The following is a 26704-nucleotide window of genomic DNA, read 5'->3' on the forward strand; positions in this document are numbered from 1 at the left end:
CAAAAGGCGGCAGGCGCTGTGCCAATCATCGCGGCGACGATTGCGATGGCGGGTGGCCTCGCAAGCCGCGTGGCCGGGACACGGGGCCGAGCCGCGGCTGCCTGGGGCGCTTTCGCGGATGGCCGATGGCGCGCCTTGCCGGGATCGCCGGCAAGGCGACATCGGCGGCAGCACGCAGGGCGCTGCCCATGCTTTCGAGGCGACCGCGATGGGCGTTTGCCCGTGGCCAAGGAAACCAGATGCCTGGGAATTCGCTGCGCCGCGAGGGCAGCGCTGCCGCGACTACTCCGAGGTCAGCCCCATCAGGTTTTCCGCCTGTTCGCGCCAGGCCGGCAGCTTGCTCAGCGTGCCGGTCTTGGCCAGGTACTCCTCGTCGATCTCCGAGCCGCTGGCCAGCGCCATCGCCACGTGTACCGCGCCGGTGACCCAGAAGCTGCGGGTGCTGGACCGCTGCGGCTGGCGGTGGAACGCCACCGCCTCGATGATCGGCATCGGCAGGCCCCACAGGCCGAGCAGATAGGCGCCCGCTTCGGCATGGCCGGGACGTTCGTCGTCGCCCTCGGCGAGCGGCTCGCGCTCGTTGCGGATGCCCGGCAACAGCAGGCCGATGTCGGCCAGCAGCGCCGCGGTCGCGCCCAGTTCGGCGCTGGAGGACGGCAGCATCTTCGACGCCAGCTTCGACGCCAGCAGCGAGCGCTGCTGCAACGCGTTGCGTTCGGCATTGGACAGCGCCTGCACCGAGAACACTTCGCTGGCCAGGACCAGGTCGCGCAAGGTGGCGATGCCCAGCCGCGTCACCGCGGTGCGCAGGTCGGAAATCGTGCGGCCGTTGGAAAAGTAGGCCGAGTTGCACAGCTGCAGCACCTTGGCCGCGATCGCCGGATCGGCCGACACCAGCTTGGCCAGATCGGCGGCGTTGCTGCCGTCGTCCTGTTCCAGCGCATGCATCAGGCTCAGGTACAGGTGCGGCGGCGAGGGCAGTTTCTCGATGCGGCCGATGCTGGCGCGCAGCCGCGGATCGCCGAGCAGCTCCTGCAGTTCCTCGATGCTGGTGACCGCCTCGAGCAGCATTTCCGGCGACAGCGGCAGCGGCAGGAAGCGGTGCGCCACGCCGATGATGCGCGCCGGCGGCGCGCGGTTGCTCTGTTGGGCGTCGATCAGTGCGATGCGGATGGTTTCCGGACTCAGCGTGCGGATCTGGCCGAGCAGGGTGGCCGTGGTCAGGTCCGGCAGCGCCGGCGCAGCGATCACCGCATCCAGCTGCACGGTCGCAGCGGCGGCGATGGCGGCATTGCCGTCGGTCACGGTCTGGACCTGCCAGTCCTCGCCCAATTCGCGGATGTATTCGGTGACTTCGGCCGGCAGGCTCGCCTCGTCGCCGACGAACAGGATACGCAAGACACTACCCCCAAGAGGGGCCGGTTCACGCTCGACCGGCCCGGACATTCGTTCAGCAATGTACTCTAAACCCCGGAACACGGCAGCGTCCGCATTCGTAAAACGTGAAGCGAGTCAGCCGTGGCGGGCGTCCCCCCCGCCGCGGCGTCGGTGCGTCAGACGCTGGCTTTGTAACGCTCGACCGCATCCAGCAGGATCTGCTTGGCCTCGGCGGCGTTGCCCCAGCCGTCCAGCTTGACCCACTTGCCCTTCTCCAGGTCCTTGTAGTGCTCGAAGAAGTGGCCGATGCGCTCCATCCAGTGGCCCGAGACCTGGGCGATGTCCTCGATGTGGCCGTAGCCCTCGAACACCTTGGCCACCGGCACCGCCAGGATCTTTTCGTCGCTGCCGGCCTCGTCGCTCATCTTGAGCACGCCAACCGGGCGGCAACGCACCACGCAGCCGGGCACCAGCGGCAGCGGCAGCACCACCAGCACGTCGGCCGGGTCGCCGTCGCCGCACAGGGTGTTGGGCACGTAGCCGTAGTTGCAGGGATAGCGCATCGGCGTGGACAGGATGCGGTCGACGAAGATCGCGCCGCTGGCCTTGTCCACTTCGTACTTGACCGGCTCCGAATCCTTGGGGATTTCGATGACGACGTTGATTTCGTCCGGCAGGTTCTTGCCGGAGGTGACCAGTTCCAGACCCATGCGCTAGCTCCAGTGGAGTGGCTTCAAAGAGGTCTGCATTCTAATCGGTTGGCTGTTGCAATGCAGCGCGAACCGCCAAGCCGATTCCTACAAGGTTTTCGGACTCCATACCTGGCCGCATGGGGAGGCTTCCGATAGTCCGCGGCCGCTTGCGAGGCGACGCTGTGTCCACAGTCCCCTCAAGGAGCAAGGCGATGAAAGGAATCCGGTGTTCGATGGGCCCGCTGCTGGCGGTCGTGCTGCTGGTCTGCGGTGCGCCCCAGGCGCAGGCGCAGCAGCAGGTCTACGTGGATGCGGTCGACTATCCCACCGCCGGCGCGGGTTGGGAGGCGTTCGACGACCTGGAGCGGCGGCTCGCCGAGGACTTCGACCAGAGCTGCGGCGACACCTTCTGCGAAGGCGACTACAGCGACTACCAGCCGCTGCGCTACCGCTGCTCGGTGCGCCAGCGCGATGGAGCGATCGGCCAGTGCGTATGGACCTTCGGCGCCAGCGAGGCCAGCATCGACCCGGCCACCGGCCAGGTGCAGGTGGATGCGAAGCTGTGGCAGTGCCCCACGCCGTTGCTGCCGCAGACCCGGCTGGTGGCGCTGTACCAGGCCCTGGCAGGGGAGCATCCGCTGTTCGCGCCGCTGCCGCACAGCCAGCGCAGCGTCAACGACGGCCTGATCGATTGCCTCTAGGCCGCTGCGGCCCGGCGCCGGGCAGTGCCGGCGCCGGTACCGGTCTCGCGTGGCTACAGCAGCGGCACCATCAGCAGCGCGACGATGTTGATGATCTTGATCAGCGGATTGATCGCCGGGCCGGCGGTGTCCTTGTACGGATCGCCGACCGTGTCGCCGGTGACCGCGGCCTTGTGCGCCTCGCTGCCCTTGCCGCCGAAGTGGCCGTCCTCGATGTACTTCTTGGCGTTGTCCCAGGCGCCGCCGCCGGTGGTCATCGAGATCGCCACGAACAGCCCGGTGACGATGGTGCCGATCAGCAGGCCGCCGAGCGCGCGCGGGCCGAGCAGCAGCCCGACCACCACCGGTACCGCCACCGGCAGCAGCGACGGCACGATCATTTCGCGGATCGCCGAGCGGGTCAGCATGTCCACCGCGCGGTCGTACTGCGGCTTGCCGGTGCCCTGCATGATCCCGGGGATCTCGCGGAACTGGCGGCGCACCTCCTCGACCACGGCGCCGGCGGCACGGCCCACCGCCTCCATCGCCATCGCCCCGAACAGATAGGGGATCAGGCCGCCGAGCAGCAGGCCGATGATCACCGTGTGGTCGGACAGGTCGAAGGCGAAGGTTTCGCCCGGATGCGCGGCGCGCAGGTTGTGCGTGTAGTCGGCGAACAGCACCAGCGCGGCCAGCGCGGCCGAACCGATCGCATAGCCCTTGGTCACCGCCTTGGTGGTGTTGCCGACCGCGTCCAGCGGGTCGGTCACCGCGCGCACCTCCGGCGGCAGCTCGGCCATCTCGGCGATGCCGCCGGCGTTGTCGGTGATCGGCCCGTAGGCGTCCAACGCGACGATCATGCCGGCCATCGACAGCATCGCGGTGGCGGCGATGGCGATGCCGTACAGGCCCGACAGCGCGAACGCGCCCCAGATCGCCGCGCACACCGCGATCACCGGCAACGCGGTCGATTTCATCGAGATGCCGAGCCCGGCGATGATGTTGGTGCCGTGGCCGGTGGTCGAGGCCTGCGCCACGTGCTGCACCGGTTTGTACTGGGTGCCGGTGTAGTACTCGGTGATCCACACGATCAGGCCGGTCAGCACCAGGCCGATCAGCGCGCAGCCGTAGAGCTTGGTCGCGCCGGCGGCGGTGTCGCCCATCAGCTGCTGGGTCACCGGCCAGAACGCCGCCGCGGCGAGCAGCGCGGACACGATCACGCCCTTGTACAGCGCGCCCATGATCGAGCCGCCGGGTCGCACGCGCACGAAGAAGGTGCCGACGATCGAGGCCACGATCGACACCCCGCCGAGCACCAGCGGATACTGCACCGCGTTGCGCCCGGCCTCGGCCGCCATCAGCCCGCCGAGCAGCATGGTGGCGATGACGGTGACCGCGTAGGTCTCGAACAGGTCCGCGGCCATGCCGGCGCAGTCGCCGACGTTGTCGGCGATCACCGCCGGGTTGCGCGGATCGTCCTCGGGAATGCCGGCCTCGACCTTGCCGACCAGGTCCGCGCCGACGTCGGCGCCCTTGGTGAAGATGCCGCCGCCCAGGCGCGCGAAGATCGAAATCAGCGAACTGCCGAAGGCCAGGCCGACCAGCGCGTGCAGGCTTTCCTCGACGCTGCGTCCCAGCCATTGCAGCACGCCGTAGTAGCCGGCCACGCCGATCAGGCCCAGCCCGACCACCAGCATGCCGGTGATCGCGCCGCCGCGGAACGCCACGTCCATCGCCGGCCCCAGCCCGCGCCGCGCCGCCTCGGCGGTGCGCACGTTGGCGCGCACCGACAGGTTCATGCCGATGTAGCCGGCCGCGCCGGACAGCACCGCGCCGATCGCGAAGCCGCCGGCGGTGTACCAGCTCAGGAAGAACCCGACCAGCAGCAACAGCGCCACGCCGGCGATGGCGATGGTCTGGTATTGGCGGTTGAGGTAGGCGCGCGCGCCTTCCTGGATCGCATCGGCGATCTGCCGCATGCGTTCGTTGCCGGCGGGCTGCGCCAGGATCCAGCGCGTGGACACCACGCCATAGAGTATTGCCAAGACCGCGCACGCCAGTGCCACGGTGACCGCATATCGTTCCAGCATGACCCCTCCCAAGGATGTGGATGTCGCCCAAGCGGTGGGGACGTACAGCGGGATCACACCGAAGGAGCCTGAGGCATGCAACGGCTCCGCGGCCGCAACGCGCCGGTGGTGCGTATCGCAATGTGCGACCTAGCCTGAACGGCCCGAGTATGCGCCCGGGTCCTGTCCATCGCCAGCAGCATGCGCCTGGGGCGTCTTGGCGCGGCGTTCAGTCGGCGCGTGGCAGCGTTGCGCATCGCTTTCAAGGAGCAAGCCCATGCAATCGACGATCCCGGCGCGGCTGCGCGCCCTCGCTTCGACCCTGGCCCTGGGCCTGTGTGCCTGCGCGCCGCTGGCGGCGCTGGCCGCCGATCCGGTCCCGGAACTGCAGCGCCAGCCCGGCGCGCCTCAGGCGGTGGGCGTGGTGCACACGATCCGGCAGATCCCCGAGGCCTGCGTGCGCTTCGAAGGCGTCTATACAGGCGATGCGGCGCAGCCCTACAGGTTTTCCGCGGTGCGCAGCAGCCCCACCTGCCAGCCGCGCGCCAAGCTGGTGGAGTTCGACCAGGCCAAGCCCAGCGAGGCCACCGGCTGGAAGTTCAACGACGTGATCCGCGTGCCCAGCGCGGCCTGTCCGTCGCAGCAGGCGGTGGTGCGGGTGTGGCGCAAGCCGGTGGCGACCAAGGCGGAGCTCGACGGCCAGGGCCAGTCGCGGATCTACCTGGAAGAGGCGAAGAAGCAGGCGGCGGCCGGCGCGATCGCGCAGGTACCGCAGTTCGCCGCGCAGATGACGCTGGAAGGCAAGGCCTGCCGCTGAGCCGGGGCGCGGAGCGGCAGTTCGCCGCGCGCGGCATCCCCAATTGGTTCCGGCGAGATTTGCGGGACGTCGCCCGCTGCGTGCCTGCTTAAGCGCCGCCGCCGCTGCCATGCATGGACGTCGGCGGGTGCGGCGCGTCCTGGCCTGGTGCGATGCGCATGCTCGCAAGCTTCATCGCGTCCAGCGCCGCTGGCGGCTGTCTCGGACTGTCGCGCCCCGCCGCCGATGCGCACTGCCGTTGTTTCAGGTGTGCAGTTCGGCGCGTGGGCGCATTCGAGCCGGTGCCGGCCTGGCGCGCCGCTTCCGGCCCTTGTCGCCGCCGCCGCCACCATTCGTCGGCAACCTCGCCCATGCTCTTGGGCACACCGTCCTTGATCCACGCCATGAAGCCGCGATCGAACTTGAACTCGGCGCCGCATGTGCCGCTGAGGAAGCGGCGTACTGCCTGCGTATTCCGATAGGTCCTGTCGACCGGCGTCGCGTGAGTGATCGGGCCGTTGTGCCAGTCGAAGCTCATCTCGTTCCTTGCCGATCGTGTGCGCCGGTCGCGGTCTTGTCTTTCGTCGCGCTCCTGGCAATAGTACTGCACGCGCCAAAAGGTCCGAGCATCCATGCGGTATCAATCGATTGTCGGCGGCTTGTTGTGGCTGATGGCGGCGACGGCTGCGAGTACGGCGGCGATGCCTTCCGCCACTGCCTTGCCCGTCGTGCCGGATGCGCCCGCGCCGGATGCGGCGGCGCGCGTCCAGGCCGCCAACGACCAGTCCGTCCAGGACGCCATGCATGGCCGCTATCTGGATGCCTCGTTCGGCCTGCTGGCGCATCTCGGCGTCGCCTCGGCGGGCGATATCCAGGATGCGGACGTGTTCGACCAATGGGCGCAGGTGATGTCGTGCATGACCGGCATGCCGACGTTCAATCCGGCGAAGGCAGCGGATTTCCACGTGCCCGAGGAACAGCTCGCCGACCTGCGCGCCGCGCACGGCGTTGCCGCGCTTGCGGAGATCGTGCGCCGCGCGCGCCGTACCAGCATCGTGATCCTCGACGAGAACCATCTCGATCCACGCGGCCGCGCGTTCGGGCTGGAGGTCGCGCGCGCCTTGCGCCCGCTCGGCTACACCGTGCTGGCGGCGGAGGCGTTGAAGCGCGATGCCGACGATGCGGTCTCGCGCGACAAGATGGCGGCGCTCTCGAAGGACGGCTACCCACGGCAGACGAGCGGCTACTACCTGCACGATCCGGTCTTCGCCGATTTCCTGCGCCAGTCGCTCGCGCTGGGCTACCGTCTGGTGTCGTACGAAACCACGCGGACGGACTACGCCGCCGATCCCGGCCAGGCCCAGGCGCAGCGGGAGCAGGACCAGGCCGACAACCTCATCCGGCGTGCGCTCGAGCAGGCTCCCGCCAGCAAGATCCTGATCTATGCCGGCGAACACCATGCCGCCGAACGGCCGATCGCCGCAGAGGGCGCAAAGGTCGAGATGATGGCGCAGCGCCTCAAGCGGGCCACGGGCATCGATCCGCTGACGATCGACCAGGCGGGCCTGTCGCCGATTCCGATGAATCGGCCCGACGCCGACCTGTACGCCATCGCCGAACCCAAGACACACGGCCGCTCCGTGGTCCTGATGCGGCACGGCAAGCCGCTGACGGTGGGCCTGCTAGCGGGTTCGGTCGATCTGCAGGTCGTGCACCCGCGCACGACGCTCGTCGCCGGGCGTCCGCAATGGCTGGTGGGCATGGGTCGCACGCCGAGTCCGATCCCGCAGGCGCTGTTGCCGACGGCCGGCACCCGCCTGGTCCAGGCCTTCGTCGCGCGCGAGGGCGACGAGGCGATCGCGCTGGACCAGGTGCTGGTCGCGCCGGGAACCGCAGCTCCCGCGTTGATGCTGCCGTCGCTGCCGGTTCGCTATGCCGTGCAGGAACGCGACGCGCGCTAAGGCCTGCAACGCGATCGGCACAGCCTGGCCCAATCGCGTCGCCAGGTCCTGGGCAGTCGCGAGGCTGCGCTGCGCAGCCGCACTTGGCAGCAGGTTGGAGACCTGATGCCACTGCGTTCTTTCCGGCGCTCCTCGGCGCCTTCGTGATCCTGCAGGCGGCGCGATCCCGCCGCGCAGCGCGCGCGCATCCGCTCCCGCCGATGCGCCGCCATGGCCGGCGCGCGCCGTGAGGGTCACCCCTCCCAGGCCGGCAACTTCTTCTTCACCGCCACGTTCTTCAGCGCCACGTACTTCGGCAGGCCGTCGCTGCGGTCGTAGGGCGGATAGGCTTCGCCGCGGATCAGCGGTTGCAGGTAGCGGCGCGCTTTCTCGGTGATGCCGAAGCCGTCCTTGCGCAGGAACGCCGGCGGCATCTTCTTTTCGTGGTTGGCGATCCTGCTCAGCGGTGCGGCTTCGATCTTCCAGCGGTACGGCGTATCGCTGCTGCGCACGATCACCGGCATCACCGCGTTCATGCCCTTCAGCGCGAACTGCACCGCCGCCTTGCCGGCGGCCTGCGCCTGTTCCCAGTCGGTCCTGGAGGCGATGTGGCGGGCCGAGCGCTGCAGGTAGTCGGGCAGGGTCCAGTGCACCTTGTAGCCGAGTTCGGCCTTGACCTTGCCGGCCAGGTACGAGGCCACGCCGCCGAGCTGGCTGTGGCCGAACGCGTCGGTGCCGCCGCCGGCGTCGGCGACGAAGCGCCCGTCGGCGGTCTGGATGCCTTCGCTGGCCACCACTACGCACCAGCCGACCTTGTCCACCACCTTGCGCACCTGCGCCAGGAACGCGGCTTCGTCGTAGGCGCGTTCGGGGAACAGGATGATCTGCGGCGCGTCGTCCGGCGACTGCGCGGCCAGCCCGGCCGCGGCGGCCAGCCAGCCGGCGTGGCGGCCCATCGCCTCGTAGACAAACACCTTGGTCGAGGTCTCGGCCATCGCCGCCACGTCCAGCGCCGCCTCGCGCACCGACACCGCGGTGTACTTGGCGGCCGAACCGAAGCCGGGGCAGGTGTCGGTGACCGCCAGGTCGTTGTCGATGGTCTTGGGCACGCCGATGCAATGCAGCGGGTAGCCGAACGCATCGGCCAGCTGCGACACCTTCCACGCCGTGTCGGCCGAGTCGTTGCCGCCGTTGTAGAGGAAGTAGCGCACGTCGTGCGCCTGCAACACCTGCAGCAGGCGCTCGTACTTGGCGCGGTCGGCCTCCAGCGACTTGAGCTTGTAGCGGCACGAGCCGAACGCGCCGCCGGGGGTGTGCGCCAGCGCGCGGATCGCCGCGGCCGACTCCTTGGAGGTGTCGATCAGCTCCTCGCGCAGCGCGCCAAGGATGCCGTTGCGCGCGGCCAGGACCTTGACCTTGCGCGCGCGCGCCTCGCCGATCACGGCGGCGGCGCTGGCGTTGATGACGGCGGTGACGCCGCCGGATTGGGCGTAGAGCAGGGTGCCTTGGGCCATGGTCGGGGCTCGCTCCTGGGGTGGGGACATTGCCGGGACATTGCCCGGATGCGGTAAGCTGGGGACCTTGCGGTGCAGCGCAGGCGTGGCCCCCGAGTCTAACGCCGCCGGCCGCGCACGGTAATTTCCTCGAGGAGTCAGGTTGATGCGATTGGTTCTGTTGGGACCGCCCGGATCGGGCAAGGGCACGCAGGCGGCCCGCCTGAAGGACAAGCTGCAGATCCCGCACATTTCCACCGGCGATCTGCTGCGCGCCGAAGTCGCCGCCGGCACTCCGCTGGGCGTGCAGGCCAAGGAAGTGATGGCGCGCGGCGACCTGGTTTCCGACGACATCCTGCTCGGCATGCTCGAATCGCGGCTCGGCCGCGACGACGTCGCCAATGGTTTCATCCTCGACGGCTATCCGCGCAACCTGGCCCAGGCCTCGGCGCTGGACGAACTGCTGGCCAAGATCGGCCAGCCGCTGGACGCGGTGGTGCAGCTGGACGTGGCCACCGAACTGCTGGTCGAGCGCATCGCCGGCCGCGCCAAGGCCGAAGGCCGCGAAGACGACAACCCCGAGTCGGTGCGCAAGCGCCTGCAGGTGTACAACGATTCGACCGCGCCGGTGATCGGTTTCTACGACAAGCGCGGCACCCTGGCGCGCGTGGACGGCGTCGGTTCGCTGGAAGACGTGCTGGCCCGCATCCTGGCGGCGATCGGCCGCTGAGCCGGCCCTGTGCCGAGCCGCCGCCTGGCTGCGGCGCTCGGCGCGACTCACGATCGAGGGTCTTGCCCCATCCGCGGTGTTTCTGCGCAGGCCCGCGGCCATGGTGCCGGGTGCACTGTAGGAGGGGGCTTCAGTCCGATGCCTTTCAACGTCTTTGATGTCCCGCTTTTGTAACCCGCTGATGTCCTGCTGATGGTGTTGGAAGACGCAACAGGGTGTAGCGCATTGCGCCCGCGCGTCGCAGCTGTGATCAATTGATTTTTATTGGCTCCGGCCAAAGACGTTGAAAGGGATGGGCCTCGGCCCCGAGGGTTCCCGAAGCCGGAAGGCTCGTCGCGACTGATAGCGAGGCCGCCGAGAGGCGCTCCCCAAGGGACTTGCTGCCTGCTCGCTGGGTGCACTGTGGGAGGGACTTCAGTCCCGACGCTGTCCAGTCACGGCAAATCCACCGCTCCGTGCGTCGCGGTCGAGACCGCTTGTGCCTGGATGTTGCTCCAAAAGTCGAGCGGAGAGCGATGTGCGGCACGCCGACAGGCCGCGCCTGCAAGGAACTGCGCTGGGCTGGCGGGTGCGCTGTTGAGAGGGAGCCTTTGAGCCGGGGCCGTCAGCCCCGACGGTGACGCCCTTCAGGGCGCCGCGCGTTCGGCGCGAATGGGCCGCCGGGCGCTGCTCTCATCAGAGGCCAGCCGTTTCCGTTTCCGTCTCCGCCGCCAACGACAAGCAAGGCCAAACCCTACCTCCCGCCACGCGTGGCCGCGGGCGGGAGGCCGGAAACCGTTAGGTGCCAGCGAACGGGCTTGCTCAGGGCCCCACAACATGAGCTCCCTTGGGGATGGCCTCTTGGGGAGTAGGACCGTAGGGGGTTGCGGCTGGCCCGTTCATTTTCGATGTCGGCTCCCGACTTGCCTATCGGGAACTTTCTTCAGGGGGTGTGGGGGATTTCCTACTTGACGCGGCCGCCGTTTCGATAGCAGGACGAGGGTCGCCGACCCTGCAGCGGCGACGCAGCGTGCCGGTTTGCGCGCGTCGGGGGATCGGCGACAATCGGTCCATGAGCAAGATCCATATTCTCGGCATCGCCGGTACGTTCATGGGCGGTGTCGCCGCGCTGGCGCGCGAACTCGGCGATGAGGTCGAAGGCAGCGACCAGGCGATCTATCCGCCGATGTCCACGCAACTGGAGCACCTGGGCATCGCGCTGAAGCAGGGCTACCTGCCCGAGCACATCGGCAGCGACTGCGCGCAGGTGATCGTCGGCAACGCGCTGTCGCGCGGCAATGCCGCGGTCGAGGCGGTGCTGGATGCCGGGCGTGCCTACACCTCCGGCGCGCAGTGGCTGAGCGAGCGGGTGCTGCCCGGGCGCGACACGCTGGCGGTGGCCGGTACCCACGGCAAGACCACCACCACGAGCATCCTGACCTGGCTGCTGCAGGCGGCCGGCCGCGAGCCGGGGTTCCTGATCGGCGGCGTGGCCGAGGACTTCGGCGTGTCCGCGCGTTTGGGCGGCACGGCGTGCGCGGCCGGCGGCGCGCATCGCGATCCGGCCGCAGATGTCGCCGATGCGAGCGTGCACGCCGCGGCCACCACCGGTCCGCGCACGCACGACCGCGAAACCGCAGCCGCGCCAGCACGGCCGCTGTTCGTGGTCGAGGCCGACGAATACGACACCGCGTTCTTCGACAAGCGCAGCAAGTTCGTGCACTACCGGCCGCTGGTGGCGATCCTCAACAATCTCGAATACGACCACGCCGACATCTTCCCGGACGTCGCCGCGATCCAGCGCCAGTTCCATCATCTGGTGCGTACCGTACCGCGGCGTGGGCGGCTGATCGTCAACGGCGAGGACGCGCATCTGCGCGAGGTGCTGGCGATGGGCTGCTGGACGCCGGTGGAGCGCTTCGGTTTCGATCCGGCGTTCGAATGGAGCGCGCGTCCGCTCGCCGCCGATGGCAGCCATTTCGCGGTGCTGCACCACGGCCGGGAACTGGGCGAAGTGCGCTGGCCGCTGCTCGGCCGGCACAACGTGATGAACGCGCTGGCGGCGCTGGCGGCGGCGCACGCGGTCGGCGTGGTGCCGGCGCAGGTGATGCCGGCGCTGGCGCAGTTCCGCAGCGTCAAACGCCGGCTGGAAGTGCTCGGCCAGGCGCAGGGCATCACCGTCTACGACGATTTCGCGCATCACCCCACCGCGATCCGTACCACGCTGGAAGGACTGCGCGCGAAGGTGGGCGCGGCGCGCATCGTGGTGGCGATGGAGCCGCGCAGCAATTCGATGCGGCTCGGTGCGCATGCCGAAGCGCTGGCGCCGGCGTTGGACGCGGCCGATGTGGTGGTGTTCCTGCAGCGGCCGGAACTGGCCTGGGACGCCGGCAAGGTGATCGCCGCGGTGCGCGGCCAGGCCGGCGCCGCCGTGGACGTGGATGCGCTGCTGGCGGCGCTGCAGGCGCAGGCGCGCGCCGGCGACCATGTGGTGTTCATGTCCAACGGCGGCTTCGACGGCGCGCCGCGGCGCTTCCTGGCGGCGCTGCAATGAGCGTCTTGCCGTGCGCTGGAGCGCCTGCATGAGCGAGGAGCGCAGCACGCTGCCGCTGTTCCCGTTGCATGCGGTGCTGCTGCCGGGCGCCTCGATCAAGCTGCGTGTGTTCGAACGCCGCTACCTGGACATGGTGCGCAGCGGTAGCGGTTTCGGCGTGTGCCTGATCCTGGAAGGCACCGAGACCGGCGCGCCCGCGGTGCCGGCCGCCTACGGCACCGAGGCGCGCATCGTCGACTTCGACGTCGGCGCCGACGGCGTGCTGGTGCTGAGTCTGCGCGGCGAGCGCCGTTTCCACGTGCTGCGCAGCCGCGTCCGCGACAACGGCCTGGTGGTCGGCGACGTGCACTGGCGCGAGCCGGACGAGGACGACGAGTTGCGGCCGCAGCACGCGCTGTTGTCGACCGTGCTGGACAGCATCCTCGACCAGGCCGCCGACGTGTATCCGGTGGCCGGCCCGCGCCTGCTCGACCAGGCCGCCTGGGTCGGCTGGCGCCTGGCCGAACTGCTGCCGCTGGACGAACGCCAGCGCCTGTCGCTGCTGCAGGAAGACGATCCGCATGAGCGGCTGGAGCAGTTGCTGGGGTGGATTCCTTGACGCCGGGATTTGGGATTCGGGATTCGCAGGAGTGCTGGCAGCGGATGCGTTGAGGGCAGCCTGCGGTTTACAGCAGCATGTTCGTCAGGTAATGCCTGTTTGTGGGAGCGACTTCAGTCGCAACGCGCTCTACCTGGAATATCTGTCGCGATCGAGGCCGCTCTGGCCATGAACAGCGCGCAAGCCGGCCGTCGTCTCGACGGCGTGTGACTCGGAGAGCGAGGGGTGGGGCGCCGCTGTGTGTCCGTGTGTCTGGCGCGGCATGGAGTTGGATGGCGCACCGCGCTGCGGTCCGGAGGGGATCCGAAGCGCTCAGGGCGCCTCGCCCTCGCTGCGCACCAGCAATACCGGCACATCCGACGGGCGATGCATGTCCTTGCGCGTGGGCAGCGTGTGCAGCGCATCGGTGACCGCGTTGAGCGCGGGATCGGCGCCGCGCAGCGGGCGCCACAGGCCGATCAGGTTGAAGTGGCGTTCGTAGCGCAGGCTCTGCGCGCTGCCCAGCCACAGCGGGACGTTGCCCGGCTGCAGCCGCGCCGGCGCCGGCCACAGGCGCAGTGCGTACAGTTCGCCGCGGCGCGGGCCGGGGCGCAGCATCAGCAGCGATTCCACCTGCGTGTCCAGCGTCGCCGGCAGCACCGGCACCTGTTCGGCCTGCGCCTTGTAGTCGAGCAGTTGCAGCGCCTGTTGCCAGCCGGCCTGCGGCTGCACGCGCCAGCCGGCGGCTTCGAGCTGGCGCTGCAGCGGCGCCAGCGGTCCGGCCACCTGCAGGTCCAGCGGCCAGCGCTGGTCGTCGTCGAACTCGTTGCGCCGCGACGGCAGCCGCCGCCACTCGTCCTGCCACCACGCGGTCGCGGTCAGATCCATCAGTACCGGCGGCGGCGGCTCGAACTTGGCCAGTTTGCGCTCCAGGTCGCGCGGCGCGTACCACAGCGCGGCGGCGACGAAGCCGCCATAGAACAGCCACGCCAGCGGCTTCATCCAGAACGCGCGGTTGAAGCGGCGGCGGTAGGCGATGCCCAGCACCAGCAGCCAGAAGATGCCGAACAGCATGCCGCCGACCACGTCGCTGAGCCAATGCGCGCCCAGGTACAGGCGGGCGAAACCGATCAGGGTCACCACCACGCCCGACAGCAGGTACGGCCACACCCGCGAGCGCCCCGGCAGCTCGCGCGCGATCAGCACGGCGAAGAAGCCGAAGCTGATCGTGGCCATGGTCACCGCCACCGACGGGAAGCCGAAGCCGCTGCTGGCCGCCGGCGGGCGCACCACGTGCACGGTGGTGCCGAGCAGCTTGGTCAGCGCCAGGCCGAAGGCCAGCGCCGCCAGCCAGTGTGCGGCCGCCATCCAGCGCCGGCGCCAGATCAGGTAGCCCAGGCCGAGCGCGGTGGCCGGCACCAGCACCTGCCAGTCGCCGAGCGAGGCCAGCGCGGTCATCGGGTAGTCGGCCAGCGGGTTGCGCAACGCCAGCATCAGGTCGTGCACCGCCAGGTCCAGCCGCAGCGGTTCGCCATGGCCGACCACCACCATCAGCAGCGCGAACCAGCCCCAACCCAGTGCCAGCAGCATCACCGCCAGCATCGCCAGCGGCACCGACTCGCGCCGCTGCGGGTCGAACACCGCGATCGAGTAGCGGCCCAGTACCGGGTGCCGGCGCGACCAGTCCAGGCCGCGCGCCAGCAGCGCGTCCATGTGCCCGGCCGACCAGCGGTAGCCGTACAGCACGATCGCCCAGACCAGGCCCAGCGCCAGCACCAGCAGGCCCAGCACCAGGAACAGGCGCCCAGCGACCGCGGCCACCGCGTCGTAGGCCTGGCCGAGCAGCCAGCCCGGGCCCAGGAACAGCAGCGCCCAGCTCACCGCCGCCACGCTGCTGGCGATGAAATAGCGGCGCAGCGGCATCTTCATCATCCCGGCCACGGCCGGCACGAACGGGCGGATCGCGCCGACGTAGCGCGCCACCAGGATGCTCTTGAAGGCATTGCGGCGGAACATCGCCTCGCCGCGATCCAGCAGCTGCGGATAGCGCCGGAACGGCCAGTAGTTGCGCAGCTGGTGGCCCCAGCGGTGGCCGACCCAGTAGCTGAGCGCGTCGCCGGCCAGCGCGCCGAGCGCGGCGCTGACCACGGCGTACGGGCCCGAGATCTGGCCCAGGCCGATCAGCACGCCGATCGCGAACAGCAGCGGCAGCGCCGGCACGATGGTGCCCAGCACGATGACCGCGTCGCAGAACGCGATCGCGAAGATGGCCGCGCCGGCCAGGATGGGATGCGCTGCGACCCACTCCAGCGTGGCGTCGATCCATGATGCATTCATGGGGGGATTATAGGTGGGCGAGCATGGCGTTCCGCTTAAACTGGGGCGATGACCCGCGCGCCGGCCGCTTCCACCCAGATCCTCAAGTCCGACAGCTTCGGCCGCATCCTGCTGGTACGCGAGGCCGACGGCCACGGCGAGCGCGTGTTCGTGCGTCGCGACCTGACCGCTGCGCCGTGGTGGCTGCGCCTGCCGGCCCGGTGGCTGGCGCGGCGCGAGGCGCGGGCGTTGCGGCAGCTGGCCGGCATGGCGGCGACCCCGCAGCTGCGCGGCTGGGACGGCACCTTCCTGGACCGCAGCTACCTGGCCGGGGACGCGATGTACCAGCGCCCGCCGCGCGGCGACCTGGCCTACTTCCGCGCCGCGCGGCGCCTGCTGCAGCAGGTGCACCGGCGCGGCGTGGCGCACAACGACCTGGCCAAGGAAGCCAACTGGCTGGTGCTGGAGGACGGCAGTCCGGCGCTGATCGATTTCCAGCTGGCGGTGCGCGGCGCGCCGCGTTCGCGCTGGATGCGGCTGCTGGCGCGCGAGGACCTGCGCCACCTGCTCAAGCACAAGCGCATGTACTGCCGGCAGGCGCTGACCCCGGTCGAACTGCGCCTGCTCAAGCGCCACTCCTGGGTGCGCGAACTGTGGTTCGCCACCGGCAAGCCGGTCTACCGCTTGGTGACCCGGCGCATCCTGAAGTGGGAAGACAACGAGGGGCAGGGGCCGAAGCCCTGAAGGCTGGGAATGGGGAACGGGGAATCGGAAAAGCGGGCCGCGTGTGCGTTTGGTTTGGCAGGGGAGCGGTGGGGAGGCGCTAAGCTGTTCCCATTCCCGATTCCCCGTTCCCGATTCCCATGACCCTAAATGGCAAAACCCTGTTCATCACCGGCGCCTCGCGCGGCATCGGCCTGGCGATCGCGCTGCGCGCGGCGCGCGACGGCGCCAACGTGGCGATCGCGGCCAAGTCGGCGGTGCCCAATCCGAAGTTGCCCGGCACCATCCACAGCGCGGCGGCGGCGGTCGAAGCGGCCGGCGGCCGCGGGCTGGCGCTGAAGTGTGATATCCGCGAGGAGGAGCAGGTGCATGCGGCGGTCGCGGCGACGGTGGAGGCGTTCGGCGGCATCGATATCCTGGTCAACAACGCCAGCGCGATCTGGTTGCGCGGTGCTTTGGACACGCCGATGAAGCGTTTCGACCTGATGCAGCAGGTCAATGCGCGCGGCAGTTTCCTGTGCGCGCAGGCCTGTCTGCCGCATCTGCTGCGCAGCGCCAATCCGCATATCCTGACCCTGGCGCCGCCGCCGTCGCTGGATCCGAAATGGTGGGCGCCGCATACCGGCTACACGCTGGCGAAGATGGGCATGAGCTTCGTGACCCTGGGTCTGGCCGGCGAATTCGGCCCGCAGGGCGTGGCGGTCAATGCGCTGTGGCCGCGCACGCTGATCGCCACCGAGGCGCTGAACATGATCCCGGGCGTGGAGGCAGGCAACGGCCGGCGTCCGGAGATCATGGCCGATGCGGCGCATGCGGTGCTGACGCGTCCCGCGGCCGGATTCCACGGACAGTTCCTGATCGACGACGAGGTGCTGGCCGCGGCCGGGGTGATCGACCTGTCCGGCTACGCGCTGGACCCGATGCAGCCGTTGCTGCCGGACCTGTTCCTGGATTGAATGGCGCTGCGCTGGCGGACACGCTGGCGCGTCGCGGAGTTAGCGGCATGGGCTTGATGGCGGCCGTGCGATGGCGCTTCGTGCAGCGGCGCTGTGTGCAGCTTGCCGCATGCCCTGTAGGAGGGGCTTCAGCCCCATGCCTTTCAACGTCTTTGGCCGGAGCCAATAAAAATCAATTGATTACAGCTGCGACGCGCGAGCGCAATGCGCTACACCCTGTTGCGTCTTCCAACACCATCAGCAGGACATCAGCGGGTTACAAAAGCGGGACATCAAAGACGTTGAAAGGCATGGACTTCAGTCCCGATGCTGTCCGGTCGCGGTACATCCGCCGCTTCGTTCGTCGCGGCTGACGCCGCTCCCACAAGGGGTTTCCGGAAAGGACTCGTGGCCTGCGCCCTGAGTGCACTGTGGGAGGGGCTTCAGTCCCGACGCTGTCCGGTCGCGGCACATCCGCCGCTTCGTTCGTCGCGGCTGAAGGGCACCTCTAAACCTCGATTCTAAAAATTTCGCACTATGCGCATCAATGACTTGCGAGCGTTTTAGTCGAGTTTTTTGGGGTTATTAGAGGTGCCCTGAAGCCGCTCCTGCAGGGACTTGCGATCGGTGTGATGGTGCGCTGGGAGAGGGGTGCGGGTGGCCTGGTCATCAGTCATCGACGCAATCCGAGGTCTGTCATCTCGCCGCTTCGTTTCACGGCTGCACGCGGATGCCCAGATGATTGGCGACCGGGCGTTCGCGGCCGGGGATGCCGGTGTGGATGCTGCTGTTGAGCACGCGCACCTGGCCGTCCACGCGCGCGGCCATGGTGCTGGAGCCGCCGCCGTCGAGATTGATCGCGCTGCTGGCGCCGAGCGCTTCGAACACCGCGCTCAGTTCGTCCAGGGTCATGCCCTCGCTGTAGTGCGGCTGGCGGCCGTCCACCACCACCAGCCACAGGGTCTGCCGCTTGGCGTCCAGACCCAGTGCGGTGCGTGGCTCGCGCCCGTCGTAGTACGCGGCGCGGCTGGTCTCGCGCGGCTGGCGCTTGCCGTCGAGCAGCAGCACCGGGCCGGCGCCGATGCCGATGCGGCTGCCGCGTGGACAGCCGCCGCGCCCGCGGAGAATCTGCGCGCCGCGCGCGCCGGCGCAGAACGCGCCGTCTACGCGCGCATCCGCGGTCGCGCCGTCCGAGGCAAGACGCCCGTCTGCGATCGCCAGGCCTTCGGCGGTGACGCCGCTGCCGGCCAGCGGCACGAAGGCCTTGTCGAGCAGGTGGCCGCCGTCGAACGGCAGGAAGTAGTCGGCGTTGATCGCCAACGCCAGCGCGTGCTCGCGCACGAAGGCGCTGGTCGGCGTGGCGAGGAATTCCTTGCCGCCGCTGCGGTCGCCAGGCGTGGCGACCAGTTCCAGCCCGGGCGTGCGCAGGTCGATCTGCGCGATATGCAGCATGGCCGGCGCCGGCGTGCTGCGCGCGCTGCGCCAGTAGCGCACGCCCGGGGCCAGCGCGATCGGGGCGCTGTCGCCTTGCGGGCGCTGCAGCTGCGGTTCGATCGCCACGCGCGTACCGGCGGCCGCGGCATTCACCGCGGCCAGGACCGCATCGAGGCGCCGCGGCGGCGTGCGCAGCAGCAGGCGCCGTTGCGGGGCAGCCTGCAGCAACTGCGCCAGGTCCGCGCAGCGCGCGCCGTCGCAGCGCGCATCGAAGCCGGCGCGCGCCGGCCCGGTCTCGGCATCGGCGACCTGCAGGGCGATGCGCCCGCCATCGGCCGCGCGGCAGTCGCGCACCGCCTGCAGCACATCGTCGCCGAATTCGCCCAAGCAATCGGCGCCGAGCACGGTTTCGATCGGCACGAAGGCCGGTGCTGCAGGCACCGGTCCGGCAGCGCAGGCGGACGCGGCGAACAGTACGCCGCCGAGGGCCAGCAGCCAGCGCAGTTCAGAACGCATAGTCCACCCCGACGTAATAGGCGCGGCCGTTGTCCAGTTGCTCGCGCAGCAGCGCCTGGTCCACGCCGATCATGCGCGAGAGCTTGGCGTCGCTGAGGTTCTTGCCCTGCACGGTGACGCGCAGGTGCTCGCCGATGCGGTAGGCCAGTTGCAGGTCGTAGGTGGTGATCGCGTCGTAGTAGCGGTCGTTCACCGGATTGTCGGTGGCGAAGGCGATCAGCTGCCTGTCGGTGTAGTTGCCGCTCAGGCGCGCGCTGAACGGTCCCAGGTCGTACAGCAGCGAGGCGTTGGCGGTGCGCTTGGGCGATTCCATCAGCGCCGGCAGCGAGCGCAGGCTGCCGTCGGCCATCTGCAGGTCGCCGGTGCGCGCGTCGAGCACGGTGACGTTGAACATGCCGCCGAAGTGCGCCAGCGCCTGGGGCAGGAAGTCGAAGTGGGTGTCGATCGCGGTGAACTCCACGCCGCGCACGCGCGCGTCGCTGGCGTTGACCGCCTCGGTGGTGGTGACCTGGTAGGTGCCGGTCAGTCCGCCCGGATTGGTCTGGGTGTCGGTCGCGGTCAGGCGCACGATCTCGTCGCGGATGCGCTTCTGGAACAGGCCCAGCGACAGCTGCGCGTCGCGGTCCGGATACCACTCCAGCGACAGGTCGAGATTGTCGGACCGACGCGGACGCAGCTGCGGATTGCCGATGCTGCGCGAGAGGGTGAACGCGGTGGTGCTGACCGTGGGCGTGCTGTTCTGGCCCAGGTCGGCATAGGTCGGCTGGCCGAGCGTGCGGCTGCCGGCCAGGCGCAGCTTCAGCGTCGGTGCGAGGTCCCAGCCGACGTCCGCCGACGGCAGCAGGTAGTGCTCGCTGCTGTCGGTCTGCTGGCCGACATAGTTGCTGGTGCTGTTCAGCGGCTGCGGCACGGAACTGACCACCGAGCGCTGCAGGGTCTCGTTGCGCAGGCCGAACGCGGCCTGGGTGGCGCTGCCGTGCCAGGTGCCCATCAGGTAGGCGGCGCCGCCGCGCTCGGCGATGGAGAAGTCGCTGAGCGTGCTGTTGCGCAGGTTGCTGGAGGCAAGCGCATAACGGTTCGGATTGGCGGCGAAATAGGCGGCGACCTTGGCCGGGTCGATCAGCAGCATGCAGCTGAAGTCGGCGTACGGGCACACGCGCGTGGCATCGCTGCCGACATCGGCCAGGCTGACCTTGCCGATCGGGTTGTAGCGCAGTTCGTCCAGGTTGTAGCGCTGGTCCAGGTTGCGGTACTGCAGGCCGGTGCGCAGGCCCCAGCCGAGCGAGCCGGCGTCGGCGTTCTGGCTGTAGTCCAGCTTCAGCGTGGTGGTGTCGGTGCTGCTGTTCTCCACTCGGGTGAAGAAATACGACTGCAGGTAGTTGGCGGCATTGCCGTAGTAAGCGGGATTGTTCAGCGTCAGCAGCGGGCGCGCCTCGGCGCGGACCGTGTAGCCGAAGCCCAGCTGCGACGAGGCGGCGCTGGTGAACACGTCCTCGCGCGTGTCCTGGCGGTAGCTGCCGCGCGCGCGGTTGACCAGGAAGTCCAGGTGCCCGGTCGGGTTGCTGATGTAGCGGCCGTCGAACTGCGCGTAGCGCAACTCGCGGGTCTGCTCGTACTTGTCGGCATCCACCTGCGCGTTGCCCTGCGCATAGCGGCCGGTGTCGGCCGAGGTGACGGTCGCATTGCCGCTGCGGTTGATGAACTGCGCGCGGCGCTGCTCGTTGTTGCTGTGCTCGAAGCGCCCGGCGCTGAGGTTCAGCGACAGCGCGTCGGCGTCGTCGTACTGCAGTTTGCCGAACACGCTGCGGCGCTGGCGGATGTTGTCGTAGGTCAGCGGACGGAAGCGGTCCGGCGCCAGCGCCATGCCGTTGGTGTCCAGGGCCGGGCTCAGGGTCTGGCGCACGCCGTTGCGGTAGTAGCTGTAGCTGTCGATCGCGGTGTCCAGCGACGAGGAGTCGCGGCGGAAATAGTCGGCCGACAGCACGACGCCGAAGTGGCCATCGGCGCCGAAGATGTTGCTCAGCGTGCCCTGCACCTGCCCGGACGGGCCGGAGTCGTGCAGGTAGCGCTGGTTTTCCCAGTCGGCCAGGTTGGTGCGCACCGCGGCGAACGGGCCGGGCTTGTCGAAGGCGCTGCGCGTATGCAGCGACGCCACACCGCCGATCGCGTTGGCGTCCATGTCGGCGCGGAACGACTTGACGATGTCGACCTGCTGCGCCAGCGAGGCCGGGATCACGTCCAGCGACTGGATACGGCGGCTGGTCTCGGTCGAGGGCAGGGCGACGCCGTCGATCAGCACTGCGTTGTAGTCGGGGTTGAGTCCGCGCAGGCTCATGAACTGCGCTTCGCCGCGGCCGTTGTTGATCACCATCGACACGCCGGGCACGCGCTGCAGTGCTTCGCCCAGGCCGAAGTCGGGGATCGAGCCGACGTCGTCGGCGGAGACGCCGTCGGAGATCACCTCCGCTTCGCGCTTGGCGCCGATCGCCTGGCGGATCGACAGCTGCTGGCCGCTGACGGTGATGGTGTCCAGTTGGGTCGGCTCGCTGGACGGTGCTGTAGCGGCTGCAGGAGCGGTCGCGGCATGGGCGCCGGTCGCGGCGGCCAGCGCGAGCGCCAGCATGGAGAGGCGGAGCGGCCTGCCGCGGCGGCGGCGGTTGGAAGTGCGGTGCATACGGAAATCCCCCTGGTTGCGTGAGGCTGGCAATTTACTAACTCAACGTGAATTAAATATTTCACCATTGCCCGGTATGCTTGTCCGACCTTCCGCCAGTCCCCGCTCATGCCCGCTCCCGTCGCCGTCTCGCTGCCGCGCGCTTCCCGCCCCGTCCACGCCACGCATGCCGATCTCAGCGACAACGAGCGGCGCATGCTCGACAGCCTGCGGTTGTTCGGCACCGTTACCCGCGCCGACCTCAGCCGCATCACCGGGCTGACCGTGCAATCGGCGGTGCGCCTGATCGATGGCCTGGCCGAACGCGGGCTGGTGCAGATCGGGGCCTCGCTCGCGCACGGCGGCCGCGGCAAGCCGGGCGCGGCGATCGCGCTCAATCCCGCGCATGGCCATACCGTCGGCTACTCGATCGCCACCGACGCGCTGTCGCTGGCGCTGCTTGACTTCGGCGGCCAGGTCCGCGCCACCGCCGAGCATCCGCTGCGTTCGACCGAGCCGGCGGCCTTGCTGGCGCAGTTGCGCGAGGCCGATGCGGCGCTGCTGGCCGCGGCCGGCAGCGGGCTCGGGCCGCGGCTGGGCGCCGGCGTGGCGATGACCGGTTTCTTCGTCGATGGCGCCGAGCGCATGAATCCGCCCGATCCGCTGCGCGCGCTGGGCGAGCTGTCGATCGGCGACTGGCTGGCCGAGGCGCTGGGCCTGCCGGTGTGGGTGGACAACGACGGCAGCGTGGCCGCGGTCGGCGAAAGCCTGCTCGGGGTCGGCCGCCAGTACCGCGATTTCGCCTACCTGTATTTCAGCTACGGTCTCGGCGGCGGCGTGGTGATCGACGGCGCCTGCCTGCGCGGCGCGCACGGCAATGCCGGCGAGTTCGCCGGCATGCTGCCGGGGCAGTGCCTGGAGCGCGGCACGCTGGAGCTGCTGCGGCAGATGCTGATCGAGGACGGGGTGATGATGGCCGACGTCAGCGCGCTGGTGGCCGCCTACGATCCGGCCTGGCCGACCATCGAGCGCTGGATCGCGCGCGCGGTGCCGGGCCTGTCGCTGATCGTCTCGGCGATCACCGCCACCTTCGACCCGCAGGCGGTGGTGTTCGGTGGGCGCCTGCCGCGCGACCTGGCGCTGCGGCTGATCCCGCAGCTGCGCATCGACAACCAGCCGCGCCGCGGCCAGGCGCGGCCGCTGCCGGTGCTGCTGCCGGCGGCGGCGATGGCCGACGCCAGCGCGGTCGGCGCGGCCACGCTGCCGTTGAAGGCCTGCTATTTCCGTTGAGCGGCGCGCTGCCGCGTGTCCACGCCTGCACGCTGCGGGCGCTACCCTATGCGCCTGTGCCAGGACCCCGCTGCCGCGCGCCGCGGCGTCGCCGCGCGCGGCGTGGCGGTCCTGGCCGTTTCCCCCAACACTGGAGTCGTTGCGATGAAATACCTGCACACCATGATCCGCGTCCATGACCTGGAGAAGACCAGCAAGTTCTTCACCGAGGGCCTGGGCCTGAGCGAGACCCGCCGCATCGACAACGAAGCCGGCAAGTTCACCCTGGTGTATTTCGGCGCGCCGCAGAACCCGCAGGCCGAAGTCGAGCTGACCTACAACTGGGGGTCGGACGAGGACTACGGCAGCGCACGCAACTTCGGCCACCTGGCGTTCGAGGTCGACGACATCTATGCGCTGTGCGCGCACCTGCAGGCGCAGGGCATCGTCATCAACCGCCCGCCGCGCGACGGGCGCATGGCTTTCGTGCGCAGTCCGGACCTGATCTCGATCGAGTTGCTGCAGAAGGGCGAGGCGCTGGCCCCGACCGAGCCGTGGGCGTCGATGCCGAACACCGGCGTGTGGTGAGCCGCCGCCGCGTGCGCCGCATGCACGGCGCGCGCGGCCCGTTTCCGGCTTGATCCTGCGTCGCCGCTGGCGGCGACGCAGCCCGCGCCCTCGCCGCGCCTGGCTGTCGGCCGACCGCCCCCCGCGCCACCCGTGGCGCTTGCCGCAGCGGACGACGTGCAGCGCGGCATGGGGTGGGCCCGCCTTGCGCCGCTTGCGCAATTGCGCGGCCGGTTTGGCGCGGGCCGGCCGCGCCGCGACCGCGGCGACGGATCCGGTCGCCGCGCGTTCATCGCCTGGAAAGCCGGCCGGCGGCGGCCGGCATGGCGTTTTTCCGAGCGTTCGATGGCATGCGTGCCAATGCCTGCTGCGAGGTTGCAGTACATGTCCATTCCTGCATACCATCGACACGCCAGGGCAATCCGCCGCCACATCCGCTGCAGACCCTTCGGCGCTCCCCCGCGCCCCTGGAACTGCCCATGCCCTCGTCTTCCCATGCTGCGCGACAGGCCGCGCCGACGGTCTCCATCGTCATCTGCACCTTGAACGAACACGAGGCGATCGGTCCGGTGCTGCGCGAACTTGCCGCGCACCTGCAGCACATCGACTACGAAGCGATCGTGGTCGACGACTCGGACGACGAGCGCACCGCGCAGGCGGTCGCCCTGCACGCGGCCGCCGATCCGGCGGTGCGCCTGCTGCGCCGGCGCGGCGGCCGCGGCCTGGCCTCGGCGGCGATCGCCGGTTGGGACAGTGCGCGTGGCCGCTGTCTGGCGATCATGGACGGCGACGGCCAGCACGATCCGGCGCTGATCGCGCGCATGCTGCGGCGCATGGACGAGGACGAGGCAGAGGTGGTGGTCGCCAGCCGCTACCTGGATGCAGGCGATTCGGGGCTGGGTCGCCGCCGGCATGCGCTCAGCCGCGTCGGCGTACGCCTGAGCCAGGCGCTGCTGGGGCTGGGCGTGGCCGATCCGATGAGCGGTTGCTTCCTGATGCGCCGGTCCTGGTATCGGCAGGTGCGGCCGCAGTTGTCCGGCGTCGGCTTCAAGATCCTGGTCGATGTGCTGGCCTCGGCCCGGCGCCGCCCCTACACGGTGCAGGTGCCGACGCAGTTGCGCCGCCGCCGCGGCGGCGCTTCCAAGCTCGACGCGCGGGTGGTCGCCGAACTGGCCGCACTGCTGCTGGAAAAGCGCACGCGCGGCTGGCTGCCGGCGCAGATGAGCCTGTTCTTCGCGGTCGGGCTCAGTGGCATGGGCGTGCATGTGCTTTTGTTGGGTGCGCTGCTGAGGCTGGGCATGGCGTTCTGGTTGGCGCAGTTGCTGGCGATCTGCACGGCGATGGGCTGGAATTTTCTGTGCAACAACCTGCTGACCTTCCGCGACCGGCGCCTGAGCGGCATGCGCCTGCTGCGCGGCATGGCGACGTTCTATGCGGCCTGTTTCGGCGGCGCGATCCTCAGCGAGCTGATCGGTAGCGGTCTGCATGCGTTGCAGGTGCCATGGTGGGGGGCGGGCGTTGCCGGTGCCCTGGCCGCAGGCGGATGGAACTACTACGCCACAACGCGCACCGCGTGGCCCCGCGGGCAGGCCGCGGCTGGCGCTGCGCCGTCGCCGCTGGCGCTGAAGGAGTGAGCCGGTTGCGCACCGTGAGCGGCGCGGCGGCGCGCTGGCCGGCGCTGGCCTTCGCCGCGATCGCGGCCTGCGCCTGCGTGTTCGCCTTCGTCGGACTGGACGCCAGCGACTACTGGATCGACGAGCTGTACACCGTGCACGTGATGGGCCATGGCCAGGGTCTGGCGGAACTGTGGCGGCGCGCGCTCACCGATACCCATCCGCCGCTGTACTACTTGCTGCTGTATGCATGGAGCCAACTGGCGGGCAACGGCGAGGCCGCGCTGCGCCTGCCCAGCGCGGTGGCCGCGGTGCTGGCGCTGGGCGTGTTCGGACTCGGCTTGCGCCGGGTGTTTTCGCCGGCGGCGCTGGCGTTCGCCCTGGCCGCGGGCGCGGTGTCGGTGTTCTGGTTCGAGCAGAGCCAGAACGCGCGCAGCTACGCGCTGTGCCTGCTGCTGTCCGCTGGCCTGCTTGTCACTGCGGTCGCATTGCGGCGGCGCGCGCAGGCCGGTAACGCGTTCCCGTTCGCGCACTGGGCCGCGCTCAGCCTGCTGGGTCTGTGCGCCAGCCTCACCCATTCCTACCTGCTGCTGTGCGTGGGCATGCTGTTGCTGTTCCTGGTCGCGACGCTGCGCGAGCTGCGCCTGCGCGCGGCGCTGGCGGCGTCGGCGCTGGCGATCCTGGCGGTCAATGTCGGCTTCGTGCTGCTGTTGCTGCATTCCACCCAGCAGGACGTGCACCAATTGTGGTTCCGCAACGACGCCCGGTTCTTCTATCTGCAGGTGCTCAGCGCCAGTCGCGACCTGCTGTCCGGGGGCAGCATGCTGGCGGTGCTCGCCTTGCTCGGCGGTTGGTTGTGGCGGCGGTTGCGCGCGCTGCCGCACGATCCGGTGTGGGACCGTGCGCAGGCGGACTGGACCGCGGCGTTGTGCGGCTGCGTGCTGCTCGGCATGGTGCTGAGCGGGATCGTGGTGAGCGTCGTCATCGCGCCGTCGTTCTCCGGCCGCAACCTGCTCACCGCCGCGCCGTTCGCCTGGGCCTTGCTGGCTTGCCTGTACGACGCGGCGGGGCCGAGCGCGTGCAGCCGTGGCGGGCGCGTTGCCGCGGCTCTGCTGATCGTGCTGGTGGGCGCGCAGTTGTGGTTGCTGCGCGGCCGGCCGCTGCAGCGCAACGAGGCCTGGCGCGGGTCGGCGCAGGTTGTGCAGCGTTTGCCCGGCTGCAGCGGCGTCGAGCTGCCGGTGGTGCTGCCGTACAAGTTCGGTCCCTCCAGCGCGCCGTACCGGGCGCTGGCCGAACAGGACTTCTTCGGCCATTACCTGACAGGCCATCGCCTGCGCGCCTATACCCCTGACGAACTCGCCGGGCGTGCTGCCGCGGACGGGCTCGCCGCGCGGCTGGCGACGCGCGCGCAGGCGGTCGCCGGCGGCGGCTGCGCGCTGCTGGCCTGGGGCGTGCACGACCTCAATGCGGCCACGGCACTGCAATTGGCGCAGGACCTGGCGCGGCTGCCGGGCGTGGCCCCGAACCGGGTCGTGCTGCAGCCGGTGCTGCGCTGGCGTCGGCACGGGCTGGGCTGGCATCGGCTCGCCGACGGCTTCGTATTCCTGGCTGCGCCGCCGCGCACCGGCCAGGCGCCGGCCGATCCGGGCGTTCCTGCGGCGGTGGCGCGGCTGCCGGCGCTGGGCACGCGCTTGGTGCTGAGCGCGGACGGCGCGGCCTGCGCGCCCGACTGCGCCGCAGCACCCGGCCACGGCGGCAGGCCGTAGCCGCGGGCGCCGGCCGCGCCGGCGG

General features: G+C 70.0%; 20 protein-coding genes. 12 read left to right on the plus strand and 8 right to left on the minus strand.

Annotation, left to right across the window (positions count from 1 at the left end; all coding sequences use genetic code 11):
- Positions 1–282 precede the first annotated feature (282 nt).
- Positions 283–1446, minus strand: coding sequence for a response regulator (locus NRY95_04395; GenBank protein UYC17214.1), 1164 nt, complete (start codon positions 1444–1446; stop codon positions 283–285).
- Between the two features lie 107 nt (positions 1447–1553).
- On the minus strand, positions 1554–2087 hold the full coding sequence (gene ppa, locus NRY95_04400; protein ID UYC17215.1) for an inorganic diphosphatase: 534 nt from the start codon (positions 2085–2087) through the stop codon (positions 1554–1556).
- A gap of 194 nt (positions 2088–2281) precedes the next feature.
- Between ppa and NRY95_04405 the strand changes: the two genes are divergently transcribed.
- Positions 2282–2770 carry a hypothetical protein gene (locus NRY95_04405; GenBank protein ID UYC17216.1) on the plus strand — a complete coding sequence of 163 codons (489 nt, stop codon included), beginning with the start codon at positions 2282–2284 and terminating at the stop codon, positions 2768–2770.
- A 53-nt stretch (positions 2771–2823) separates the two neighbouring features.
- On the opposite strand, the gene NRY95_04410 is transcribed toward NRY95_04405, so the two are convergent.
- Positions 2824–4839, minus strand: coding sequence for a sodium-translocating pyrophosphatase (locus NRY95_04410; GenBank protein UYC17217.1), 2016 nt, complete (start codon positions 4837–4839; stop codon positions 2824–2826).
- A 256-nt stretch (positions 4840–5095) separates the two neighbouring features.
- Between NRY95_04410 and NRY95_04415 the strand changes: the two genes are divergently transcribed.
- On the plus strand, positions 5096–5635 hold the full coding sequence (locus tag NRY95_04415; GenBank protein ID UYC17218.1) for a hypothetical protein: 540 nt from the start codon (positions 5096–5098) through the stop codon (positions 5633–5635).
- 88 nt (positions 5636–5723) lie between these two features.
- Here the strand turns inward: NRY95_04415 and NRY95_04420 are convergent, their stop codons facing one another.
- On the minus strand, positions 5724–6152 hold the full coding sequence (locus tag NRY95_04420) for a DUF6434 domain-containing protein (GenBank protein ID UYC17219.1): 429 nt from the start codon (positions 6150–6152) through the stop codon (positions 5724–5726).
- A gap of 94 nt (positions 6153–6246) precedes the next feature.
- Between NRY95_04420 and NRY95_04425 the strand changes: the two genes are divergently transcribed.
- Positions 6247–7575 carry a hypothetical protein gene (locus tag NRY95_04425; GenBank protein ID UYC17220.1) on the plus strand — a complete coding sequence of 443 codons (1329 nt, stop codon included), beginning with the start codon at positions 6247–6249 and terminating at the stop codon, positions 7573–7575.
- Positions 7576–7808: 233 nt separating this feature from the next.
- Here the strand turns inward: NRY95_04425 and NRY95_04430 are convergent, their stop codons facing one another.
- Entirely contained in the window at positions 7809–9068 is a 1260-nt protein-coding gene (locus NRY95_04430) for a 6-phosphofructokinase (GenBank protein UYC17221.1), read from the minus strand.
- A gap of 145 nt (positions 9069–9213) precedes the next feature.
- On the opposite strand from NRY95_04430, the gene NRY95_04435 reads away from it, so the two are divergent.
- From NRY95_04435 to NRY95_04445, 3 genes are all read left to right on the plus strand, one after another.
- Positions 9214–9777 (plus strand): adenylate kinase, encoded by a 564-nt coding sequence (locus NRY95_04435; GenBank protein UYC17222.1) that lies wholly within the window; start codon positions 9214–9216, stop codon positions 9775–9777.
- Between the two features lie 1051 nt (positions 9778–10828).
- Positions 10829–12310: a UDP-N-acetylmuramate:L-alanyl-gamma-D-glutamyl-meso-diaminopimelate ligase gene (mpl, locus tag NRY95_04440; protein ID UYC17223.1), complete on the plus strand. Its 1482-nt coding sequence runs from the start codon at positions 10829–10831 to the stop codon at positions 12308–12310.
- A gap of 28 nt (positions 12311–12338) precedes the next feature.
- On the plus strand, positions 12339–12908 hold the full coding sequence (locus NRY95_04445) for an LON peptidase substrate-binding domain-containing protein (GenBank protein UYC17224.1): 570 nt from the start codon (positions 12339–12341) through the stop codon (positions 12906–12908).
- 312 nt (positions 12909–13220) lie between these two features.
- On the opposite strand, the gene NRY95_04450 is transcribed toward NRY95_04445, so the two are convergent.
- Complete coding sequence (locus NRY95_04450) at positions 13221–15224, minus strand: bifunctional DedA family/phosphatase PAP2 family protein (protein UYC17225.1); 2004 nt, start codon at positions 15222–15224, stop codon at positions 13221–13223.
- A gap of 48 nt (positions 15225–15272) precedes the next feature.
- On the opposite strand from NRY95_04450, the gene NRY95_04455 reads away from it, so the two are divergent.
- Positions 15273–15947, plus strand: a complete 675-nt coding sequence (locus NRY95_04455; protein ID UYC17226.1) for a serine/threonine protein kinase — start codon at positions 15273–15275, stop codon at positions 15945–15947.
- A 119-nt stretch (positions 15948–16066) separates the two neighbouring features.
- Entirely contained in the window at positions 16067–16882 is an 816-nt protein-coding gene (locus NRY95_04460) for an NAD(P)-dependent oxidoreductase (protein ID UYC17227.1), read from the plus strand.
- Between the two features lie 693 nt (positions 16883–17575).
- Here NRY95_04460 and NRY95_04465 read toward each other — a convergent pair.
- Positions 17576–18811, minus strand: coding sequence for a phosphodiester glycosidase family protein (locus NRY95_04465; protein ID UYC17228.1), 1236 nt, complete (start codon positions 18809–18811; stop codon positions 17576–17578).
- The gene (locus NRY95_04470) at positions 18801–21434 is read right to left on the minus strand and encodes a TonB-dependent receptor (GenBank protein UYC17229.1); all 2634 of its coding nucleotides are present in this window, start codon (positions 21432–21434) and stop codon (positions 18801–18803) included. The genes NRY95_04465 and NRY95_04470 overlap by 11 nt, the downstream gene beginning before the upstream one ends.
- Before the next feature lie 246 nt (positions 21435–21680).
- Here NRY95_04470 and NRY95_04475 point away from each other — a divergent pair, with 246 nt between their 5' ends.
- The 4 genes from NRY95_04475 (at position 21681) to NRY95_04490 (ending at position 26679) form a co-directional block, all read left to right on the plus strand.
- Entirely contained in the window at positions 21681–22754 is a 1074-nt protein-coding gene (locus NRY95_04475; GenBank protein ID UYC18498.1) for an ROK family transcriptional regulator, read from the plus strand.
- Positions 22755–22898: 144 nt separating this feature from the next.
- Positions 22899–23321 carry a VOC family protein gene (locus NRY95_04480; GenBank protein ID UYC17230.1) on the plus strand — a complete coding sequence of 141 codons (423 nt, stop codon included), beginning with the start codon at positions 22899–22901 and terminating at the stop codon, positions 23319–23321.
- A gap of 458 nt (positions 23322–23779) precedes the next feature.
- A complete protein-coding gene (locus NRY95_04485; GenBank protein ID UYC17231.1) occupies positions 23780–24934 on the plus strand; it encodes a glycosyltransferase in 1155 nt (384 codons plus the stop codon).
- Positions 24931–26679 carry a glycosyltransferase family 39 protein gene (locus NRY95_04490; GenBank protein UYC17232.1) on the plus strand — a complete coding sequence of 583 codons (1749 nt, stop codon included), beginning with the start codon at positions 24931–24933 and terminating at the stop codon, positions 26677–26679. Before NRY95_04485 ends, NRY95_04490 begins: the two co-directional genes overlap by 4 nt.
- The last annotated feature ends 25 nt before the right edge of the window (positions 26680–26704 follow it).

The organism is Xanthomonas campestris pv. phormiicola, assembly GCA_025666215.1.
Lineage (GTDB): Bacteria > Pseudomonadota > Gammaproteobacteria > Xanthomonadales > Xanthomonadaceae > Xanthomonas_A > Xanthomonas_A campestris_A.

Coding starts and splice junctions, on each gene's coding strand:
- NRY95_04425 (UYC17220.1), top strand. CDS start 6,247: ATGCGGTATCAATCGATTGTCGGCGGCTTGTTGTGGCTGATGGCGGCG.
- NRY95_04435 (UYC17222.1), top strand. CDS start 9,214: ATGCGATTGGTTCTGTTGGGACCGCCCGGATCGGGCAAGGGCACGCAG.
- NRY95_04395 (UYC17214.1), bottom strand. CDS start 1,446: ATGTCCGGGCCGGTCGAGCGTGAACCGGCCCCTCTTGGGGGTAGTGTC.
- ppa (UYC17215.1), bottom strand. CDS start 2,087: ATGGGTCTGGAACTGGTCACCTCCGGCAAGAACCTGCCGGACGAAATC.
- mpl (UYC17223.1), top strand. CDS start 10,829: ATGAGCAAGATCCATATTCTCGGCATCGCCGGTACGTTCATGGGCGGT.
- NRY95_04430 (UYC17221.1), bottom strand. CDS start 9,068: ATGGCCCAAGGCACCCTGCTCTACGCCCAATCCGGCGGCGTCACCGCC.
- NRY95_04465 (UYC17228.1), bottom strand. CDS start 18,811: ATGCGTTCTGAACTGCGCTGGCTGCTGGCCCTCGGCGGCGTACTGTTC.
- NRY95_04450 (UYC17225.1), bottom strand. CDS start 15,224: ATGAATGCATCATGGATCGACGCCACGCTGGAGTGGGTCGCAGCGCAT.
- NRY95_04485 (UYC17231.1), top strand. CDS start 23,780: ATGCCCTCGTCTTCCCATGCTGCGCGACAGGCCGCGCCGACGGTCTCC.
- NRY95_04410 (UYC17217.1), bottom strand. CDS start 4,839: ATGCTGGAACGATATGCGGTCACCGTGGCACTGGCGTGCGCGGTCTTG.
- NRY95_04445 (UYC17224.1), top strand. CDS start 12,339: ATGAGCGAGGAGCGCAGCACGCTGCCGCTGTTCCCGTTGCATGCGGTG.
- NRY95_04420 (UYC17219.1), bottom strand. CDS start 6,152: ATGAGCTTCGACTGGCACAACGGCCCGATCACTCACGCGACGCCGGTC.
- NRY95_04480 (UYC17230.1), top strand. CDS start 22,899: ATGAAATACCTGCACACCATGATCCGCGTCCATGACCTGGAGAAGACC.
- NRY95_04405 (UYC17216.1), top strand. CDS start 2,282: ATGAAAGGAATCCGGTGTTCGATGGGCCCGCTGCTGGCGGTCGTGCTG.
- NRY95_04460 (UYC17227.1), top strand. CDS start 16,067: ATGACCCTAAATGGCAAAACCCTGTTCATCACCGGCGCCTCGCGCGGC.
- NRY95_04415 (UYC17218.1), top strand. CDS start 5,096: ATGCAATCGACGATCCCGGCGCGGCTGCGCGCCCTCGCTTCGACCCTG.
- NRY95_04455 (UYC17226.1), top strand. CDS start 15,273: ATGACCCGCGCGCCGGCCGCTTCCACCCAGATCCTCAAGTCCGACAGC.
- NRY95_04470 (UYC17229.1), bottom strand. CDS start 21,434: ATGCTGGCGCTCGCGCTGGCCGCCGCGACCGGCGCCCATGCCGCGACC.
- NRY95_04475 (UYC18498.1), top strand. CDS start 21,681: ATGCTCGACAGCCTGCGGTTGTTCGGCACCGTTACCCGCGCCGACCTC.